Source organism: Candidatus Thermoplasmatota archaeon (genome assembly GCA_035540375.1).
Classification (GTDB): domain Archaea; phylum Thermoplasmatota; class SW-10-69-26; order JACQPN01; family JAJPHT01; genus DATLGO01.
Map to the genome: position 1 here is coordinate 1 of DATLGO010000063.1, position 17,387 is coordinate 17,387.

Genomic DNA, 17,387 nt, shown 5'->3' on the forward strand with positions numbered 1-17,387 from the left:
GCCCGAAAGCGCCGTCGCCGAATTCCTCTCCGAGCGCCTCCCCGCGGTCGCGCGCCGCCTCGTCGTCGCGATCGTGGCGCTCGGCGCGTTCCTCCTCGCGCTCGGCGCGCTCGGCCTCGCCGCGCCCGACGTCTTCCAGCAGGCGCTCCTCTACCTCGTCGCGATCGTCTTCCTCGGCCTCGGCGTCGGCCTCATGGTGCTCGCGCTGCGCCTGCGCCGACTCGTGGCCGCCGTATCGCAGGTCGCGAGGGGCAAATAGGCCCTCGACCCCAGACCCGTCCATGGTCGGGGACCCGGGCCGGTTGGCCGGACCCGGATGATATCATCACACGGGCGCGCCGAGCGTTAGCGGCGATACCATGATCCTCTCCCCGACGTGCGTGCTCTGCTCGACCGCCATCGACGTCATCACCTTCCACGCAGTGACGAAGACGCCCGCGGAGGCGCCCGCGCTTCCCGCCCGCGCGCCCGTCACCTGTCCTGGCTGCGGCGAGGCGCAGCCGCTCTCCTCCGCGACGCGTTGGATTCCCGCCCCCGAATAGGTCCGCGGAAAGGTTATACCGCGCCTCGGCTTGTCCGCCCCAGGAGCCTGCCCCCGTGTCCGCGAGCGACGTCGAGAAGGATCTTTCCCAGTACTACGCGCAGCGCAACGTCGAGGCCGTCATCCTCCTCAAGGTCGACACGGCCCGGGCCGACGACATCGCGCTCGCCCTCGCGAAGTTCTCCGAGATCGAGCACGCGTACCTCGTGACCGGCGAGGACGACATCATCCTCAAGGCGCGCTTCCGCTCCTACCGCGAGCTCAAGGACTTCATCATCAAGTCCATCGGCCCCCTCGACGGCGTCGAGGACACGAAGACGATGATGGTCGTCACGACCTACAAGGAATCCGGCAAGGTCGTCGAGTAGATCACCCGCGGAAGCGGTGCCACAGGTGCGCGATCCCGAGCGAGACGCCCGTGAGCGCAACCGCGAGCACGAGACCCACGACGAGCAGCCCTTCGATCGTCTTCAGGAACGGCTGATCGAAGAGCGCGACGAGGTCCATGGTCTCACCGCACGCCCGCGAACGTGTTGAGGAGCAGGAGCACGATCGAGAGCGCCATGGCGCCGTAGATCATGAGCATCAGGTTCTTGCGCTTCTTCGCCTGCACGTCGAAGTTCGCCTTGCACTCCGGGCCGCACACGCGGTCGCCGAAGGCGACCGCGCGGCCGCAGATCTGGCAGTGACCGTGGTTCGGGATCTGCACCATCTCAGGCGCCCCCCTTCTCGGCCGGCTTCACGACCGAGCCCGTGAACGGCTGCGAGAGAAGCGCCGCCTCGAGGCTCTTGAGGTCGCGACCGTCGACCACGGCCGTCTCGATGCCGCTCCTCAGGATGAGCTTCGCGCCGAGGCTGTCCACGACGCCCGCGCTTCCCGCGCGGTTCTCGCTCCCGATCGTGATGTTCACGAGATCGCGCGCCGAAAGCTCCGGCAGGATCTTCGCGTTCGGATCCTTCTTCGGGTCCGCCGTGTAGACGCCGTCCACGTTCGTCGCGATGACGAGCCGCTTCGCCTTCGCGCGCTCCGCCATCATGACCGCGACCGCGTCCGTCGTGTGGCCCGGATGCGTCCCGCCGAGCACGACGATGCCGTAGCCCTTCCCCGCGAGGAGCGCCTCGTCGAACGTCTTCGCCGGCACCGGGTACGGAGACCGGAGGGCCGCGATGAGCACGCGCGCGTTGATCCGCGTCACCGCGATGCCCAGCTCATCGAGCGCGCTCTCGTCCGCGCCGAGGCGACGCGCGCCCTGGATGTAGCGCCGCGCCGTGATCCCGCCGCCCACCACCGCGTAGACCTTCCGCGTCTTCGCGACGCGCTCCAGGACCTCCGCAATCTCCCGCGTGAGCGCGATGTCCACGCCCTCCTCCTGCACGAGGAAGCTGCCGCCCAGGCTGACCGCGACCGACTCCATCGAAACGCGGAAATGACGCCCTCGCTTAAAGACTCGCTTGACGGCGCGCACACGAGCGGACGTCGGGTGTCGGGATTCGGGGCCGGGTGCCGGGCGTCGGGACCGGGACCGGGCGCCGGGACCGGGCGGCGGGATCCGGGACCGGGAACCGGGCGTCGGGACCTGGACCGGGCTGCGCGCACAGCCGCCCGCAGGACGCCCCCCAATGGAAACATTGAAGGTCGAAACGGGGGTCCAACGATCGCCGATGGAATCGACCCTCCGCTTCGCATAGCTTCTCGCGGCCTCCGCCGCGACCCAGCGAAGCCGAGACCCTCGAACGCCCCCTTCCATCCCCAAACGGTGAATCTCATGGCCGAAGGCCAATCCTCCGACCGCGCCCGCTACGAATTCAAGCGCAAGCTCGAGGAGCTGCGCAACATCCGCGGCACCGCGACGCAGCTCATCAGCCTCTACATCCCGCCCGGAACCCAGATGCACGACGTCATGGCCCAGCTCCGGAGCGAGTACGGCCAGGCCTCGAACATCAAGTCGAAGGCGACGATGAAGAACGTCACGGGCGCCCTCGAATCCGCGATGCAGGCGATCAAGAACTACAAGGATCCCGGCTCGCACGGCCTCGTCGTCTTCGTCGGCCACAAGGCCGTCGGCGGCAACCACTCGCGCATGGTCAGGATCGTCATCGAGCCCCCGACGCCGATCGCCCTGCGCAAGTACCACTGCGATTCCTCCTTCTTCCTCGAGCCCCTCGAGGCGATGCTCAAGGAGCACAACAACTACGGCCTCCTCGTCATCGACCGCCAGGAGTGCACGATCGGCTTCCTCCGCGGCCAGGCCGTGCAGGTCGTCACCAACATGCAGTCGCAGGTGCCGAACAAGCACGCGAAGGGCGGCCAGTCGTCGCGGCGTTTCGAGCGCATCACGGAAGACATCGCCGAGAAGTGGTTCGAGAAGTGCGGCGAGGTCGCAAACGAGATCTTCCTGCCGGAGCTCGAGAAGGAGGAGCTGCGCGGCGTCATCGTCGGCGGCCCCGGCCCCACGAAGGAATACTGGTTCGAAGGCCAGTTCATGGATTACCGCCTCATGCAGAAGGTCGTCGGCAAGCCCATCGACACGGGCTACACCGACGAGTACGGCCTGCGCGACCTCGTCGCGAACGCGCACGGCGTCCTCAAGGACCTCGGCCTCACGGAGGAGAAGGACCTCCTCCAGCGCTTCCTGCGCGAGGTCGGCAAGGACCACGGCCTCGCCGCCTACGGCGAGGCGCACGTCCGCCAGGCGCTCGAGATCGGCGCCGTGGACATCCTCATCCTGAGCGAGAAGCTCCGCCGCGTCCGCGTGAAGATGAAGTGCCAATCCTGCGATTTCACGAAGGAGGACACGACGCCCGACCCCGACGCCTACGAGGCGAAGTTCGGGCCCTGCCCGAGCTGCAACGGGAGCGTCCTCCTCGAAAGCGAGACGGACATCATCGAGGAGCTGAGCCAGCTCGCCGAGAACATGTCGAGCAAGGTCCGCATCATCGGCGCCGGCAGCGAGGAGGGCGACCTTCTCTACACGGCCTTCGGCGGCATCGCGGCGATCCTGCGGTTCAACGTGCACAAGTAAGGCCCCCGCGCGCCGGCAACGCGCAGATAGCCTCAAGCCCTCCCGGACCGGCTCTCGTCCGGGGCCGGACGCCCCGGGACGGAGACCTCGATGCGTCAGCACGATGGGATGTCGAAGATGGGTTTCGCCACGATCGCCCTTGTGTTGTCCCTCCTCGCGCCGCTCGTCGCGGAGGCGGCCGTCATCGACCTCACGTACGAGGCGGTGGAGCAGGACCGGGCGCTCCTCGATGCCGCGGGCCAGATGAACTGCGTCCTCGAAGCCTACGAATCGACCCCGAGCGACGCGTGTCCCACCGCCCCCACGACGGTGGCCTACCCGTCGAGCGGCATCCGCATGCTCGACGGGCAGGTGCTCATGTACTTCATGCCGAACCTGCGTCCGTGCGAGCCGCCCCGCACCTCGGGCTGCTCCGCCGTGTATGGCGACCTCCAGACGTCGACGGGCGGCCTCGCGCCGGCCGCCATCTGGCCCGGCCCGACCGCCGTGCGAGCGTGGCTTGGCATCTGGAACGACGCCGACGGGAACAACCTCCTGGAGACGTCCGCGACTCCGCCGTACACGTCGCAGCCCGACAACGAATGGCTTGCGGAGCGCGGCGCGCGCGTGTTCACCTGGATCGAGCCGGGCGCCCACCCGCGCATCTCCGACTGGGAGAAGCCCGAGGCGGACGAGCCCGACATCCGCTACCAGTTCTCCGATCCGCACTACTGGGGCGGCGGCATCGTCGTCATGGTGGACGGGTCGCTCCTGCAAGCTGTATCCGTCACGACGGTCAACAACCCCTCGCTCGTGCCCGATGAAGGCGCCGGGACGTCCTACACCGTGCTCGAAGGCTCGTTCGTCGACCTCGACCGCTACGCGGCCCTCGCGCCCGGTCCCATCGTCGCGCTCTATGCGAGCACGGCGGCCGCCGTCGTGAACGACGTGGGCTCGCCGTATGGCGCCCACTGCCCGCTCTGCCTCGTGGAGGCTCCGCGCGCGGCGTCCGGCACGCCCGCGGCCGAGCCCGCGGGCCGCGCGCAGGCGCCGCTTCGCGCGCGCTACGACACGGAGTGGGCCGCGGGAAACGGCTCCTCGATCGAGGGGCGCCTTGAGGAGTTCCAGGCCGGCTGGCACGCGCGCGTCGACCTTCTCCCCATCGTCGGCTTCGCCTACACGACCACGACCGCGGACGCGGTGAACGACGAGACGTACGACCTTGCGACGGCCGCGGTCGACGGCCGTCCCACCGTTCCGCCCGGCGCGTGGTTCCACCCGCGCATCTGGACGGGCGTCTGGCGGGACGCGAACGGCGACGGCTACGTCGGCCACGCGTCCGCGCCCGATCCGTACGAATATGGCGCGCGACCCAACCCCGACGACCACGACCACCCGCAGGGCGAATTCCTCGGCTGGGCCCCGACGAACGTCGACGCGCAAAGTCGCATTGCGGGCTGGCTCGTCCCCGACACGTCGTGGGGCCTCGTGTGCAGCCGCGTCGCGCCGACGTGCTGGTCCGGGACGGAACCCCTGCGCTGGACGGCGAAGGAGTACATCCCGCCGAAGGAAGGCACGTACACCACGACCGCGGCCTGGTTCTTCCCGCAGGGATCGCCCGGCTTCAAGGTCTGCACGGACCCGCTCGACATCACGTTCCGCCAGGCCGGCATCGACGTGAAGGAGACCGCGTGGGACTGCGACGCGATCGCGCGCTGGGCGCCGTGATCACGACACCGTGAACGGCGTCGGGGGATACGCGATTCCCGTCGCGTTCCCGCCCACGGAGCCCTGCATCACCGGCAGCACGAGGTGGCTCCCCTCGGCGCCCGTGTGGATCGTGATCTGCGGATAGTAGGGCTGCCCGCTCCTGCTCGTGCGCTTGTCCGTCGTGAGGTCCGCGACGGGCTCGTCGAGCGCGACCGCGCGGCCGTGGCTCACGACGAGCGCGAGCTTGTGGCCCGCGGGCACGACGTCCGCGAGGTTCGTGAGGTCGATGCGCACGAAGGTCGGGGCGTTTCGCGGGAAGTCCTTCCCGACGAAATTCCCCGCGTGGAAGCGCAGGTCCGCGGCGCCCTCCGCGAGGAGGCGCAGGTTCTCGGGAATCCCCGGGTGGCGGCAGCGCAACGACCCGGTGACGTCGAAGAGGTGCACGCTCACCTGGCCGCCGGGCATGTCGCTCGAGAGGCGCAGCCACGCGAAGGGATTCCCCTCGAGACGGAGATCCTCGGCGAGGGGCTCGGTCATGAGCGCGACGCCGAAGGGCGCGTTCGAGGCCGCGGGCTGGCAAAGCGTGCCGGTCGCGCCGTACGGCCACGGGGCGGCGCGGAAGACGCGCGCGCCTTCGGCGGCTTCGCGCGAGAGGTTCGCGGGCGTGAGGTGGAGCGTCTCGAGGCGCGCGGGCGGGGGCCAGCTCGTCGCGACGCGCCACGCGCCCGTGCCGTCCTGGTAGTCGACGAGGCCGAGGCGCGGCGGCGCGCCGACGCCCTTGAGCCAGAAGTCGAGCCACGCGGCGAGGTCCTCGAACCAGCCCGGGGTGTTCGGCAGCTGGTGGCCCCATTGTCCGAGGAGCATGCGCTTCGGCGCCTTCGCGAGCGCGTCCCACGCGAAATCCTCCTGGAACGGGTGGTCGTACTCCTTGAGGCCGTGGATGAGGTACACGCTTGTCGTGACGTCGGGGAACTTGAGAAGGAGCTGCCGCGGCTTCCAATACGCCTCGTCGCGGACGTCGCCGAGCTGGCTTGCGGGCATCGTCGCGAGGACGCGCGCGTAGTCCTCGCAGAGACGGCCCGCCGCGACGGCGCGCTCGCCCGCGAGGCGCTCGGGCGGGCCCGCGATGGGCGAGGCGAGGCTCACGAGCCCGCGGCGCGCCGCCTCGTTCGTGGAGGCGCCCGTATACGGGGCGCCCTGGGGCGTGAACGATTCGGTGTAGACGTCCGTCACGGGCCCCATCGGAACGATGGTCTTGAGCGCGGGCGGGTCGTGGATCGCGGCCATGAGCGGCGTCGTGCCCGGGTAGCTGAGGCCCATCATGCCGACGCGGCCGTTCGACCACGGCTCGGCCGCGGCCCATTCGACGAGCTTCACCTGGTCGAGCTGCTCGCGCGGGCCCTTGTTGCCGAAGCAGCCTTCGCTTCCGGCCGTGCCGCGCACGCCGACCGCGAGCACCGCGAAGCCGCGGTCCACGAGCGGCCGCACGGGGACGTCCATGCGCGTCATGAAGCGCTCGTCCTCGGGGTCCGGGTGGATGAGGCCGAAGTACGGCGACGACCAGAGCACGACCGGCGCGCGGACGTCCTCGGGGAGGACGGGCCGGAAGAGCCACGCCTCGAGTTTCACGCCGTCGTCCATCGCGATCTTGAGGCGCTCCATCGGATGGTGCCAGAAAGGCCCTTCGAGCCCCGCTGGCCATTCGTCGCCCGCGGGCCACGGGTGGACGCCGCGCGGATACTCGACCGAGGCGTCGTCGACGACGTCGTTGCCGGCGGGCCCGAGGCAGCCCGCGAGGGCGGGCGCGAGGAGCGCGAGGACGGCGGCGACGGGGAGGACTCTGGCCACGGTGATCGCTCCGGGAGGGCGCGGGGGGAGCTATAAGCGTTCGCGCGCGCGGTTTGACCGGCCTCGTCCCGTCACGTGGCGAGCCGCTCGACGCGGTCGCAGTCCCATGCGGTCTCGGGGCCGTCGGGGAGGTCGAACACGCGCGGGGACGTGCAGAGCGTGAAGCCGCCCTGCCGCGTGCCTTCGGGGAAGATCACGCCCGCCCAGGACGTCCAGTGCGCGCCTTCGCCATTGTAGAGGTCGAGGGCGATCACGATCGGGTCCGAGCCGGTGCGGACGACGCCGCCGTGGGGCGGTGGACGGCCGAGCGCGACCGCCGTATAGTATTGGGAGCCGTAAGCGACCCCGTTCGTGTCGCGGTCGACGACGAGGACTCCGCCGCCCCACGTGTCGTCGGGCGTCAGGATCGCGACGAAGCCCTCGCGGGGCGCGGGCGGCGCGCCCGGCTGGGCGATGAACTCGCCCGCGCTTGCGTGGTAGCGGTCGCCGATGGCGCGCGTGCCGCCTTCGTAGGGGTCGCTTCCGACCGCGCCGACGAAGCCGTCCCCGGAAAGGTCGCGCCAGGCCCCCGTCCAGACGTCCACCACGAGCATGCCGCCCGGCGGGATCGCGGCCCGGCCGTCCGGACCGACCGCCGGAAGCGGCCGCGGACGCGGATTGCCGCGGAAGGTCGACCCGTCCGGGTCCGCGAGCATCGCATGCGCGTCGAGCCACGCGTGGAACCCCGTCTCGTACTCGGCGCGCCGACCGGCGGCGGATCCGTGCGCGAGGTCGTCCGATTCCTGCTCGTAGCGGGCGAGGAGCCCCGGCACGGGGATCGTCGAGACGGCGCAACCTTCGGGGCACGAGGAGAGACCCGGGCTGTGGTGGAGGATCTCGTCGAGGCCCGCGGCCGCGTACAGGGACGCGACGGGGCCCGGCGCCACGGCCGCATGGCGGTCGATGTCGACGCGGCTCGCCTCCGTCGTCGTGTACGGTCGTGCGACGCCGTCCGGCCGGAAGCCCGGAACCAGGATGAGGTGCGTGGCCGCTTCGACGACGTAGCTTTCGAGGAGGGAACCGTCGGGATAGACGGCGAGGCTCGAGGTGTCGTCGCCCCCGCCTGTCCACATGCGGATCGCGTCGTTCACGAAGGTGTACTCGAAATCGGGCTCGACGTCCCCGGGCCGATAGGTCGCGATCGCCGGCGGATGGCCCCCGGGCGAGACGAACGCCATCGGTCGCGGCGCGTCCGCCGTCCTGAGCGAGGTCCATTCCGTTCCGGGCAGGTCCTTGACGATCCCGGAGCGATCCCACCCGACGCGGACGTCGATGACGCCGTCCGCGTCGGCATCGAGCCAGCGTCCGATCCAGGCCATGAACGCGACGGATCCGGGGAAGATGACGTCCGCCATCTGTCCGTCGCTGTCGCGACGCGCGTTGCCGAACGTCGCGAGCTTCGCGGCGTGACCGTAGTATCCGGTTGGCGCCGTGGCCTCGCTCGACTCGGGCGTCGCGGAGAACGCGTGGCCCTGGGCGGGCATCCTCTGGATGGCCACGTTGTCGAGGATGAAGACCCCGTCGTCATGGCGAGGGCAGCGCTCCGTCGCCGCGCCGAGCGCCGCGTCGACGCAGGTCAGCTGGCCTTGCGCCTCGAAGGCGATCCGGCCGTCTTCCCCGGCTTCGAAGGTGAGGTCCCAATGGTTGGCCGCGGCGAAAGGCGCGGCGAGGACGACCGCGGCGACGACGAGGGCATGACGCAGGCTCGAGCCTCCCGTCGCGCGTCTCGACCTCGAACAGGATAAGGGTTGTCCCGCCGCGTCGGGTCAGCGCAGCGCCGCGATGCGGTCGCAGTCGTGGACCGTCTCGTCGCCTTCGGCCGTGCGGACGACCCACGCCGAGGAGCACGCGACGATGTTCCCGACGCTGCCCTCCGGGAAGACGAGGATGTGCGTCGAGGCGCGGAAACCGACCGCCCCCCCTTGCGTCGAGGCGTCGATCGTGATCGGCTCGCGGCCGACGTACCGCGGCCCATGGAGGTACGCGGGGCCGCAGGCGCTCGACGGGCGCGCGGCGCAGAGGCCCGAGTTCAGGAGCGTCAGGGCGCCGATCGTGCCGCGGTCGAGCAGGATGACGCCGGCCTCGCCCCACGAGGAGCCCTCCTCGGGAACGAGCGTGACATTGGGGTAGAGGTTTTCCGTGGGAGGGATGCCGTTGTGGGCGACGAACTCGGAACCGCTCGAACGGTAGCGATCGGGCACGGGACGGTTGCCGCCCTCGTAGGGGTCCCCGCCCGCGGCGCCGATGTAGCCGTCCTCGTCGAGGTCCCGCCAGGCGCCCGTCCACATCTCGAAGGCGAGCGAGCCGCCCGGCGGCACGGCCCCCGCCCCGCCGGCGCCGAGGGCGAGGAGCGGCGTCTGCCGGTACGTCCCCGCGGCGAGGGATTCGGGCACCGCGAGGCCGAAGACGACATCGAGCCATCCCGCGTAGCGCGCGCGGTAGTCCGCAAGGCGCCCGCTCGCGCTCGACCCGGCGTCTTCGTCGGTCTCCTGCCCGTATCGCGCGAAGGCGAGACCCGCGACGGGCCCCGCGGCGACCGGAAAGGGCGGGACGACGCAGTTCTCCGGGCAGAGAGAAAGGCCCGGGCCGTCGACCGATCGCACGAGCGCCGACGCCCCTGTTCCCTGGTAGACCCCCGCGAGCGGCCCGGGCGCGAGGGCCGCGTAGCGATCGATGTCCACGAGACTCGAAGCGGTCGTCGTGTACGGCTTCGCGACGCCGTCGGGCGTGAAGCCGGGCACGAGGATGGGATGCGTGACCGTCTCGACGACGAACGTCTCGAGGAGCGAACCGTCGAGGAACACGCTGCCCTGGAGGTTGCCGCCGTTGCCCTGGTTCCACATCTGGCGCGCGTCGTTCGTGAAAGCGCTGTAGCCGAAATCGGGCTCGACGTCGCCGGGTCGTTGGCTCGACGTGACCGGCGGGTGGGCCCCGGGCGAAACATAGCCCTGCATCGACGTCGCGGCCGTCGAGGCGATCATGCGGAACTCGTTCGTCTTCGCGAACTCGTCACGGCCCTCCGGATCGATCCTGACCGCGAGGTCGATCACGCCGTTGGTGTTGTTGTCCCACCACCAGCCGTACCACGCGCGGAAGGTCGAGGAGCCCGGGAGGATGACGTCGGCCACGGTTCCGCCGCTGCCTCGGTGGACGTTGTCGTTGTACTGCTGACCCGCGCTCGAGGAGGCCCAGCCGATCGGGAGGCCGCTCGAGGGCGGCTCGCCGGGGGCGTGCGCCCCGGTGGGGAACGTCGCGAAGACGACGCTGTCGAGGACGCGCATCGCTCCGTTCGCCCCCCAAGGGCACGGTCCAGTCGCTCCGGAAATCGCTTCGGGGATGCAGTTCCGCTGCCCCGAGGCGTCGAGGGCCGCGCGACCGTTCTCGCCGGCCTCGAACGCGACACGCGCGTGGCCCGCGACGGCCGCGGGGACCACGACGACGAGCAGCGAGACGGCGAGCACGCGAGCGATGAGACGGACACGAACCATGGGCAAAGCCTCCCGCCATCGACCCGTCCCGTCGCGGGATAACGGTTCCCCCGTCCCGTCGTCCCGGGCGACCGCACCCTTTTAACCCGCAGGCCGTTTTGCGCCCCCATGGCCCACGACCCGTACGGCGCGTTCCGCCGGGAGGCCGCCGCGCTCCTCGAGCAAGCCCTGCACAGCCTCGGCCACGCCGACGCCGTCGAGGAGGTGCCGTCGCGTCTCGCGCCGGCCGTCGCGGGCAAGGGGGACTTCGCGTATCCGTGCTTCCCGCTCGCGAAGATCGCGCGGAAGGCTCCGCCCGCGATCGCGAAGGAGATCGCGGACGCGCTCCCGCCGCACGGGAACTTCGAGGTCGCGGTCGAGGGCGGGTACGTCAACTTCAGGATCCGCGCGCGCCCGCTCGTGCACGACACGCTCGCCGCGGTCGAGCGCCTCGGCGCGGACTTCGGCGCGCACCCCGCGACGGGCGAGCGCGTGATCGTCGAGCACACGAGCGCGAACCCGAACGGTCCGTTCCACGTGGGCCGCGCGAGGAACCCGATCGTGGGCGACACGCTCGCGCGCGTCCTCCGGGCCGCCGGCCACGCCGTCACGACCGAGTACTACGTGAACGACATGGGCAAGCAGGTCGCGATCCTCGCGTGGGGCCTCGAGAACCTCAAGCCCTCGGACGTCCCGCCCGCGGAGCGCGCGAAGATCGACCACCAGAAGGTCGCGTACTACCAGCGCGCGAACGTGCTCATGGAGGAGAAGCCGGAGACGGCGGAGGCGATCAACGGCATGCTCAAGCGCTTCGAGGAGGGCGACCTCGACCACGCGCGGCGCTTCCGCGAGGCCGCGGGCGCGGTGCTCGCGGGCATGCGCGAGTCGCTCGCGCGGCTCAACGTCGAGATGGACTCGTACTTCTGGGAATCCGACCTCGTGCGCGCGGGCGACGTGAAGCCCGTCGTGGACGCGCTCAAGAAGAGCGAGCACGCGGGGACCGAGGACGGCGCGTGGTTCATCGACCTCGAGCCCTTCAACCTCGGCGGCGGCGTGAAGAAGTGGTTCTTCCTGCGCAAGGACGGCACGTCGCTCTACACGACGCGCGACCTCGCCTACCACCGGAACAAGTTCGAGCGCGCGGACCGCCTCGTGAACGTCCTCGGCGAGGACCACCGCCTCACGATGGACCAGCTTTCGGTCGCGCTCGGCCTCGTCGGCGTCGAGCGCCGGCCCGAGGTCGTGTGGATCTCGTTCGTGTCGCTGCCGGAAGGGAAGATGTCGACGCGCCGCAACCGCGTCGTCTTCATCGACGACCTCCTCGACGAGGCCGTCGCGCGCGCCTACGAGGAAGTGAAGAAGCGGCGCGGCGACGAGCTTTCCGAGGACGCCATGCGGAGGATCGCGGAGATCGTCGGCATCGGCGCGCTCCGGTTCAACATCTCCTCCGTGCAGGCCGAGAAGTCGATCACGTTCCGGTGGGAGGAGGCGCTCAACTTCGAAGGCGACAGCGCGCCGTTCGTGCAGTACGCGCACGCCCGCGCGGCGGGCATCCTCGAGCGCGCGGGGGACGTCGACGAAGGCTCGCCGGCGGAGCACGCGGAGACGCTCACGCACCCGAGCGAGGTCGCCCTCGTGAAGGCCGTCGCGCGCCTTCCGAGCGTCGTCGCCGACGCCGCGCAGGGTCTCCGCATCCACCCCGTCGCCGGCTACGCGGTCGAGCTCGCGAACGCCTTCAACGCGTTCTACCGGGACTGCCCCGTCGCCTCGGCCGAGGACCCCCGCCTGAAGGCGGCGCGCGTCGCGCTTGTCAAGGCCGCGAAGTCGGCCCTTGCGAAGAGCCTCGATCTCCTCGGGGTCGCGGCGCCGGACTCGATGTGAGCGGAAGCCTTTAGGCGTCGCAGGCCCCTCGAACGTCCGGGAGGCTTCAGCCTGATCGCCCGCGTCGTCCTCGCGCTCGCCCTCGTCGTCCCCGCCGTCCTCGTGGCGCCCGCCGCCGAGGCCGCGACCCTCGCGACGGCGTCGGGGTCCGGGAACGGCTGGGTCGCGTTCAAGGTCTCCACGACCGCGTGGCAGACGACGGCGACGTTCGCGTTCCGCGGCACGGGACCCATCGGCGAGAACGCGTTCAACCTCTTCTTCACGAACGCGCAGGGCGCCGTGTTCTCGTACACGACCGTCCTCTTCCTCGACCGCGACCAGGGCTTCCTCGCCTCGGTCGAGGGCCCGATGAACGTCGCCGTCACGCACGGCGGCATGGCGGCCGGTCCCGAGCCCTACGCATGGATCGACATCCTCTACCAGGTCAGTTTCCCGGCCGGCACGTGGAACTTCGTCGCGATGGGCGCCGGCACCCAGAACGGCTGGAGCGCCTCGCTCGACGGCCCGACGTCGCTCACGGTCCTCGGCCAGACGAGCGGGTCGAACGCCATCTTCCGCGAGGCGAAGGACTTCCGCGGGACGCTCAACCTCGAGGCCTACGACGTCCCCGCCCTCGGCGCGCGCGCGATGCTCGGAACCTCGCTCTCGAACACCGTCGGGAACCTCCACTACGGGAGCTTCATCGCCGTCTCGCCCAAGTACGCGTGCGCCGGCTACTGCGTCTACCCGCCGCCGGTCGCGCAGCTTTCGGTGACGAGCCCCTCGAACGTCCGCACGACGGCGGGCACCCTGCAGACGAGCGGCTGGAGCGGCGGCACGCTCACGGGCATCGTCTTCCTCGGCGGCATGGCGGGCACGTACCGCTACACGGTCGACCACGAGGCGGAGGCCTCCTCCGCGTTCGGCACGGGGAACCCGTGTCCCGGCACGCTCGGATGCACGCGGCCGTACGAGACGAAGATCATGCTCGCGGCCGCCGACGTGCGGCTCCCCGCGTAGTCACCTTCAAGCACCCGCGCCGCGGTGCCGCCCGCATGCCCGTCGCGCCTCCGACGTCGCCCTCGAACCCCCGCGTGAGCATCGAGACCACCCAGGGCACCATCGTCTGCGAGCTCTTCCAGAAGGAGGCGCCGAAGACGGTCGAGAACTTCCTGAAGTACGTGAACGAGGGCTACTACACGGGCCTCATCTTCCACCGCGTCATCAAGGGGTTCGTCATCCAGGGCGGCGGCTTCGAGCCGAACGGCCGCCAGAAGAAGGCGACGCATCCTCCGATCAAGCTCGAGATCCACCCGAACCTCGTGCACTGGGACGGCGCCCTCGCGATGGCGCGCACGAACGACCCCCACTCGGCGACGTGCCAGTTCTACATCACGCACGGCGCGCAGAGCGGCCTCGACGACGCGACGCTGCGTCGCCGCGGCATGGCCGGCTACGCCGTGTTCGGCAAGGTCGAAAGCGGCATGGACGTCGTGAAGGCCATCGCCTCCGTCGGCACGGACCGCGACGACAAGCCGCGCACGGACGTCGTCATCAAGTCCGTGAAGGTCGAGCCCGGCAAGTCGTGACCGGATCGCAACGCTTGAATCGTTCCCCACCCCTCGACGGACCGTGATCGGCTTCCGCTTCACGCCGAAAGCCCTCGCCGTTCTCGCGGTCCTCATCTTCGGATCGAGCGTGCTCGGCCTCACGGGCCGCTTCTTCATCATCACGTTCGATCCCACGGGGGGCTACTGGATCTTCGTCATGGTGTGGTCCGCGAGCGCCTTCGCGGACGCGCTCTTTGTCGCGGGGAGCGCGGCCGCGTTCCTTGCCCAGTTCGCGCTCCTCGCGCGCGGCCAGCGCGTCTTCGCGGGCGTCGCGGGCGCGGCGCTCCACTGGATCGTCTATGCCGTGAGCTTCATGGCGCTCCCCGGGAACCTCCGCTTCGACACGAAGGCGGCCGAGGCCCCCGCGGACGTCGTCCTCTTCGTGCTCATGTGGGGCTTCCCGGGCCTCCTCTTCGCGGCCATCGCCCCGTGGATCGTCGCGACGTCGTCGAGGCTCGCCTCGGACGTTCTCCCCGCGCGCCCCGCTTCAACCGGGCCGGTCGCTCCAGCGCCAGACCACGGCGTCGCCGGCCTCGAGCGCCGCTGAATCCGCCGCGACGTCGCCGAAAAGGAGCGCCTCGCCGCGGCGGATCTCGTACACCCAGCCGCGCGAGCCCTCGGCCCGCTCGCCGTCCACGGCGACGACGTACGTCCCTTGCGGGTACGACGTCTTCTCGACCGCGAAGCCGCCCGCGCGCGCGGCGGCTTCGAGCGCCTCGAGCGCGTTCGCGGCCTCGACCGGGCCGCGGAAGACGACGCGGCCGCCCTGGCCGAGCACCTCGACGTCGTGGGTCGAGGCCGCAGCTGCGGGCGGCGCGGGGGCGAGGAGGCTGACGGCGGCGACGAGGCCGCCTGCGAGGGCGAGGAGCGCGAGCCCGAGAAGCGTCTTCGGCGCCATCCAACCCCCCTTGAGGTTCGTCAAGATCGCTTGACCCCCCATGAAGCTTCCCGGGAAGCTCCAAGCCGGCCCGCGCGCTTCGCCGGGCGTGCCCGCCACGACCGCGACCGCGGACGCCCGGCCCCTGCGCGACCGGACCGCCGTCACGAAGCTCCTCATCATGAAGCAGCTCGTCGCGGGCGGCCCCCGCACGAGCCAGCGCGCGATGGCCGCCGCCCTCGACGTGACGGTGCAGGCCGTGAGCGCGTACCTCCACCAGATGGCGAAGGAGAAGCTCCTCGAGCGCGACCCCGCGGGCGGCTGGACGCCGACGCCGCGGGGCATCCAGACGCTCCAGGAGGGCTTCCGCGACCTCAAGCGCGCGGTGGACGGCGCCCTTGCGGACCTCGCCGTCGTCGAGGCCGCCTCCGCGCTCGCCGCGACGCGCGTGCGCGCGGGCGAGCGCGTGGGCCTCTTCATGGAGGGTGGCGACCTCGTCGCGCGCGCCGGCCGCGCCTCCACCTCGACCGGCGTCGCGGTCGCGGACGCCGCCGTCGGCGAGGAGGTCCTCGTGCGCGGCCTCGAAGGCGTCGTCGACCTCGCCCCCGCGCCGCTCGTCGTCCTCTCCGTGCCCGGACCCCTCGAAGGCGGCCTCGCGCGCCTCGCGCGGCGCAGCGTCCGCGCGGCCCTCCGCGACCGCGTGCCGGAGGGCGCGCGCTACGCGGTCCACGGCACGGGGGCGAAGATCCTCGCCCGCGAGATGAGCCTCTCCCCGGTCCTCGAGTTCGCCCCCGTCGCCGCCGCCTTCAACGCGGCCGAGCGCGGCGTCCCGTGCGCGCTCCTCGTGACGAGCGATCTCCTGAAGGACGCGCTCGACGAGCTCGATCACCTGAATCGGGGCACGCTCACGCGCGTGCGCTACGACGTCGTGAAGCTGGAGCGCTCGCCGTGATCGACGTCGAGGGCCTCGTCGTGGCGAACCGCGTCGCGGGCGTCGACCTTCGGGTGCCGCCCGGCGTCCTCGCGCTCGTCGAAGGCCCCTCGGGATCCGGGAAATCCACGCTCCTTGCGGCGCTCGCGGGGCTCCCGTCGGTCGCGCGCGATTCGGGGCGCGTGACGGTCGCGGGCCTCGACCCCGCGAAGGCGCCGCGCGGCGAGGTTGCGGGCCGCGTCGGGTACGTGCTCCAGGACCCGCGCCAGGCGTTCCTCGCGCTCGACGCGGCGGGCGAGATCCTCGAGCGTTTCGCGTTCGCGGGCCTCGCGGAGCGCGACGCGCGCGACCGGCTCGACGCCCTCGCGCGACGGTTCGGGCTCGAGGCCTTCCTCGAACGCTCCGTCGCGACGCTCTCGGGCGGCGAGGCGAAGCGCGTCGCGCTCGCGGCGGCGCTTGCGCGCGAACCCGAGGTGCTCCTCCTCGACGAGCCGACGGCGGGCCTCGACGCGGACTGGCGCGCGCGCTTCGCGCGCGACCTCGCGTCCCTCGCGGGCCGCGTCACGACGGTCGCGGTCGAGCACGACGCGGAGGCGCTCGCGCCGCTTGCCGACGCCCGCTACGCCATGGAGGGCGGTCGCCTCGGACCCCGAGTTGCGCGCGCGAGCGCCGCGGACGACCCCCGCCCGCGGCGGCCGCGCCCCCACGCGGACACGCGCCTCGCCTTCGAGGGCGTCTCGTGGGCGCCCGCGCCGGACGCGGCGCCCGTGCTCCTCGACCTCGACCTCGCGATCGGCGACGGCGTGACCGCGATCACGGGACCGAACGGCGCGGGGAAGAGCACGCTCCTTGCGCTCGCGGCGGGCCATCTCGCGCCCACCGAGGGTCGCGTGCGCGTGGACGGGATCGATCCCGCCGCGTGCGCCGCGCGCGCCCTCGCCGCCCGCGTGGGCCACGTGCCGCAGGGCGCTTCCGACGCCTTCCTCGCGAACACGGTCGAGGAAGACCTCGCGATCGCCGCGCGCGCGACCGGCCGCGCGCCCGACGCGGGCGTCGCATGCGCGCTCGGGCTCGATCCGCTCCGCGCGCGCCATCCCGCGACGCTCTCGGGCGGCGAGGCCGTCCGCGCCGCCGTCGCCGCGGCCGCGACGCACCGTCCCGCGACGCTCCTCCTCGACGAGCCGACCGCGGGGCTCGACGCGCGCTCGCGCGCGGCGCTCGTCCGCCTGATCCGCGACTGGGACGGCGCCGTCGTGGTCGCGACGCACGACGAGGGCCTTGTCGCCGCCGCGGACGTCGTGGTCGAGATCGACCGCGGTCGCGCGCGGACGCGCGCGAACGAGGTGATCGCGTGAAGGCGTTCGGCTTCGAGCCGCGGGAGAGCGCCTGGGAGACGCTCGCGCCGGCCGCGAAGGTCGCGCTCGTCCTCGGCCTCCAGGCCGCGGCGCTCCTCGGCGACGCCCCGACCTCCGCCCTCGCCCTCGTCGCCGCCGCCGCGCTCC

18 protein-coding genes are annotated in these 17,387 nt (G+C 71.6%); 11 read left to right on the forward strand and 7 right to left on the reverse strand.

Features of this window, described 5'->3' with window-relative positions; all coding sequences use genetic code 11:
- From VM889_07515 to VM889_07525, 3 genes are all read left to right on the forward strand, one after another.
- The coding region (locus VM889_07515) for a hypothetical protein (GenBank protein ID HVL48387.1) at positions 1 to 259 on the forward strand (259 nt) is incomplete at its 5' end.
- A 100-nt stretch (positions 260 to 359) separates the two neighbouring features.
- On the forward strand, positions 360 to 542 hold the full coding sequence (locus VM889_07520) for a hypothetical protein (GenBank protein HVL48388.1): 183 nt from the start codon (positions 360 to 362) through the stop codon (positions 540 to 542).
- 55 nt (positions 543 to 597) lie between these two features.
- Positions 598 to 909 carry an Lrp/AsnC ligand binding domain-containing protein gene (locus VM889_07525; protein ID HVL48389.1) on the forward strand — a complete coding sequence of 104 codons (312 nt, stop codon included), beginning with the start codon at positions 598 to 600 and terminating at the stop codon, positions 907 to 909.
- Between the two features lies 1 nt (position 910).
- Here the strand turns inward: VM889_07525 and VM889_07530 are convergent, their stop codons facing one another.
- Genes VM889_07530 through pyrH form a run of 3 tightly spaced genes read right to left on the reverse strand, consistent with a single transcriptional unit; the run spans position 911 to position 1,956 of the window.
- A complete protein-coding gene (locus VM889_07530; protein HVL48390.1) occupies positions 911 to 1,048 on the reverse strand; it encodes a hypothetical protein in 138 nt (45 codons plus the stop codon).
- Positions 1,049 to 1,052: 4 nt separating this feature from the next.
- Positions 1,053 to 1,253 carry a DUF2116 family Zn-ribbon domain-containing protein gene (locus VM889_07535; protein ID HVL48391.1) on the reverse strand — a complete coding sequence of 67 codons (201 nt, stop codon included), beginning with the start codon at positions 1,251 to 1,253 and terminating at the stop codon, positions 1,053 to 1,055.
- Between the two features lies 1 nt (position 1,254).
- Positions 1,255 to 1,956 (reverse strand): UMP kinase, encoded by a 702-nt coding sequence (gene pyrH / locus VM889_07540; protein ID HVL48392.1) that lies wholly within the window; start codon positions 1,954 to 1,956, stop codon positions 1,255 to 1,257.
- Positions 1,957 to 2,307: 351 nt separating this feature from the next.
- On the opposite strand from pyrH, the gene prf1 reads away from it, so the two are divergent.
- Together prf1 and VM889_07550 are read left to right on the forward strand one after the other, a co-directional pair.
- Positions 2,308 to 3,564, forward strand: a complete 1,257-nt coding sequence (gene prf1 / locus VM889_07545; protein ID HVL48393.1) for a peptide chain release factor aRF-1 — start codon at positions 2,308 to 2,310, stop codon at positions 3,562 to 3,564.
- A gap of 117 nt (positions 3,565 to 3,681) precedes the next feature.
- Entirely contained in the window at positions 3,682 to 5,271 is a 1,590-nt protein-coding gene (locus tag VM889_07550; protein HVL48394.1) for a hypothetical protein, read from the forward strand.
- Here the strand turns inward: VM889_07550 and VM889_07555 are convergent, their stop codons facing one another.
- The 3 genes from VM889_07555 to VM889_07565 form a co-directional block, all read right to left on the reverse strand.
- A complete protein-coding gene (locus VM889_07555; protein ID HVL48395.1) occupies positions 5,272 to 7,101 on the reverse strand; it encodes a CocE/NonD family hydrolase in 1,830 nt (609 codons plus the stop codon). It abuts the gene before it with no gap.
- Positions 7,102 to 7,172: 71 nt separating this feature from the next.
- Complete coding sequence (locus VM889_07560; protein ID HVL48396.1) at positions 7,173 to 8,624, reverse strand: hypothetical protein; 1,452 nt, start codon at positions 8,622 to 8,624, stop codon at positions 7,173 to 7,175.
- A 282-nt stretch (positions 8,625 to 8,906) separates the two neighbouring features.
- A complete protein-coding gene (locus VM889_07565; GenBank protein HVL48397.1) occupies positions 8,907 to 10,628 on the reverse strand; it encodes a hypothetical protein in 1,722 nt (573 codons plus the stop codon).
- A gap of 108 nt (positions 10,629 to 10,736) precedes the next feature.
- Between VM889_07565 and argS the strand changes: the two genes are divergently transcribed.
- From argS to VM889_07585, 4 genes are all read left to right on the forward strand, one after another.
- Positions 10,737 to 12,488: an arginine--tRNA ligase gene (gene argS / locus VM889_07570; protein HVL48398.1), complete on the forward strand. Its 1,752-nt coding sequence runs from the start codon at positions 10,737 to 10,739 to the stop codon at positions 12,486 to 12,488.
- Between the two features lie 102 nt (positions 12,489 to 12,590).
- A complete protein-coding gene (locus tag VM889_07575; GenBank protein HVL48399.1) occupies positions 12,591 to 13,487 on the forward strand; it encodes a hypothetical protein in 897 nt (298 codons plus the stop codon).
- Positions 13,488 to 13,522: 35 nt separating this feature from the next.
- Entirely contained in the window at positions 13,523 to 14,056 is a 534-nt protein-coding gene (locus tag VM889_07580; protein HVL48400.1) for a peptidylprolyl isomerase, read from the forward strand.
- 43 nt (positions 14,057 to 14,099) lie between these two features.
- Positions 14,100 to 14,624 carry a hypothetical protein gene (locus VM889_07585; GenBank protein ID HVL48401.1) on the forward strand — a complete coding sequence of 175 codons (525 nt, stop codon included), beginning with the start codon at positions 14,100 to 14,102 and terminating at the stop codon, positions 14,622 to 14,624.
- On the opposite strand, the gene VM889_07590 is transcribed toward VM889_07585, so the two are convergent.
- Positions 14,565 to 14,999: a hypothetical protein gene (locus VM889_07590; GenBank protein ID HVL48402.1), complete on the reverse strand. Its 435-nt coding sequence runs from the start codon at positions 14,997 to 14,999 to the stop codon at positions 14,565 to 14,567. The genes VM889_07585 and VM889_07590 overlap by 60 nt on opposite strands.
- 64 nt (positions 15,000 to 15,063) lie before the next feature.
- On the opposite strand from VM889_07590, the gene VM889_07595 reads away from it, so the two are divergent.
- Together VM889_07595 and VM889_07600 are read left to right on the forward strand one after the other, a co-directional pair.
- On the forward strand, positions 15,064 to 15,906 hold the full coding sequence (locus VM889_07595) for a hypothetical protein (protein ID HVL48403.1): 843 nt from the start codon (positions 15,064 to 15,066) through the stop codon (positions 15,904 to 15,906).
- Entirely contained in the window at positions 15,903 to 17,240 is a 1,338-nt protein-coding gene (locus VM889_07600; GenBank protein HVL48404.1) for an ABC transporter ATP-binding protein, read from the forward strand. Before VM889_07595 ends, VM889_07600 begins: the two co-directional genes overlap by 4 nt.
- Positions 17,241 to 17,387: the final 147 nt, after the last annotated feature.

Excerpts from the sequence above, each read along its gene's own strand:
- VM889_07565 (HVL48397.1), bottom strand. The coding sequence starts at position 10,628 with ATGGTTCGTGTCCGTCTCATCGCTCGCGTGCTCGCCGTCTCGCTGCTC.
- VM889_07560 (HVL48396.1), bottom strand. The coding sequence starts at position 8,624 with ATGCCCGCCCAGGGCCACGCGTTCTCCGCGACGCCCGAGTCGAGCGAG.
- argS (HVL48398.1), top strand. The coding sequence starts at position 10,737 with ATGGCCCACGACCCGTACGGCGCGTTCCGCCGGGAGGCCGCCGCGCTC.
- pyrH (HVL48392.1), bottom strand. The coding sequence starts at position 1,956 with ATGGAGTCGGTCGCGGTCAGCCTGGGCGGCAGCTTCCTCGTGCAGGAG.
- prf1 (HVL48393.1), top strand. The coding sequence starts at position 2,308 with ATGGCCGAAGGCCAATCCTCCGACCGCGCCCGCTACGAATTCAAGCGC.
- VM889_07530 (HVL48390.1), bottom strand. The coding sequence starts at position 1,048 with ATGGACCTCGTCGCGCTCTTCGATCAGCCGTTCCTGAAGACGATCGAA.
- VM889_07580 (HVL48400.1), top strand. The coding sequence starts at position 13,523 with ATGCCCGTCGCGCCTCCGACGTCGCCCTCGAACCCCCGCGTGAGCATC.
- VM889_07520 (HVL48388.1), top strand. The coding sequence starts at position 360 with ATGATCCTCTCCCCGACGTGCGTGCTCTGCTCGACCGCCATCGACGTC.
- VM889_07550 (HVL48394.1), top strand. The coding sequence starts at position 3,682 with ATGGGTTTCGCCACGATCGCCCTTGTGTTGTCCCTCCTCGCGCCGCTC.
- VM889_07535 (HVL48391.1), bottom strand. The coding sequence starts at position 1,253 with ATGGTGCAGATCCCGAACCACGGTCACTGCCAGATCTGCGGCCGCGCG.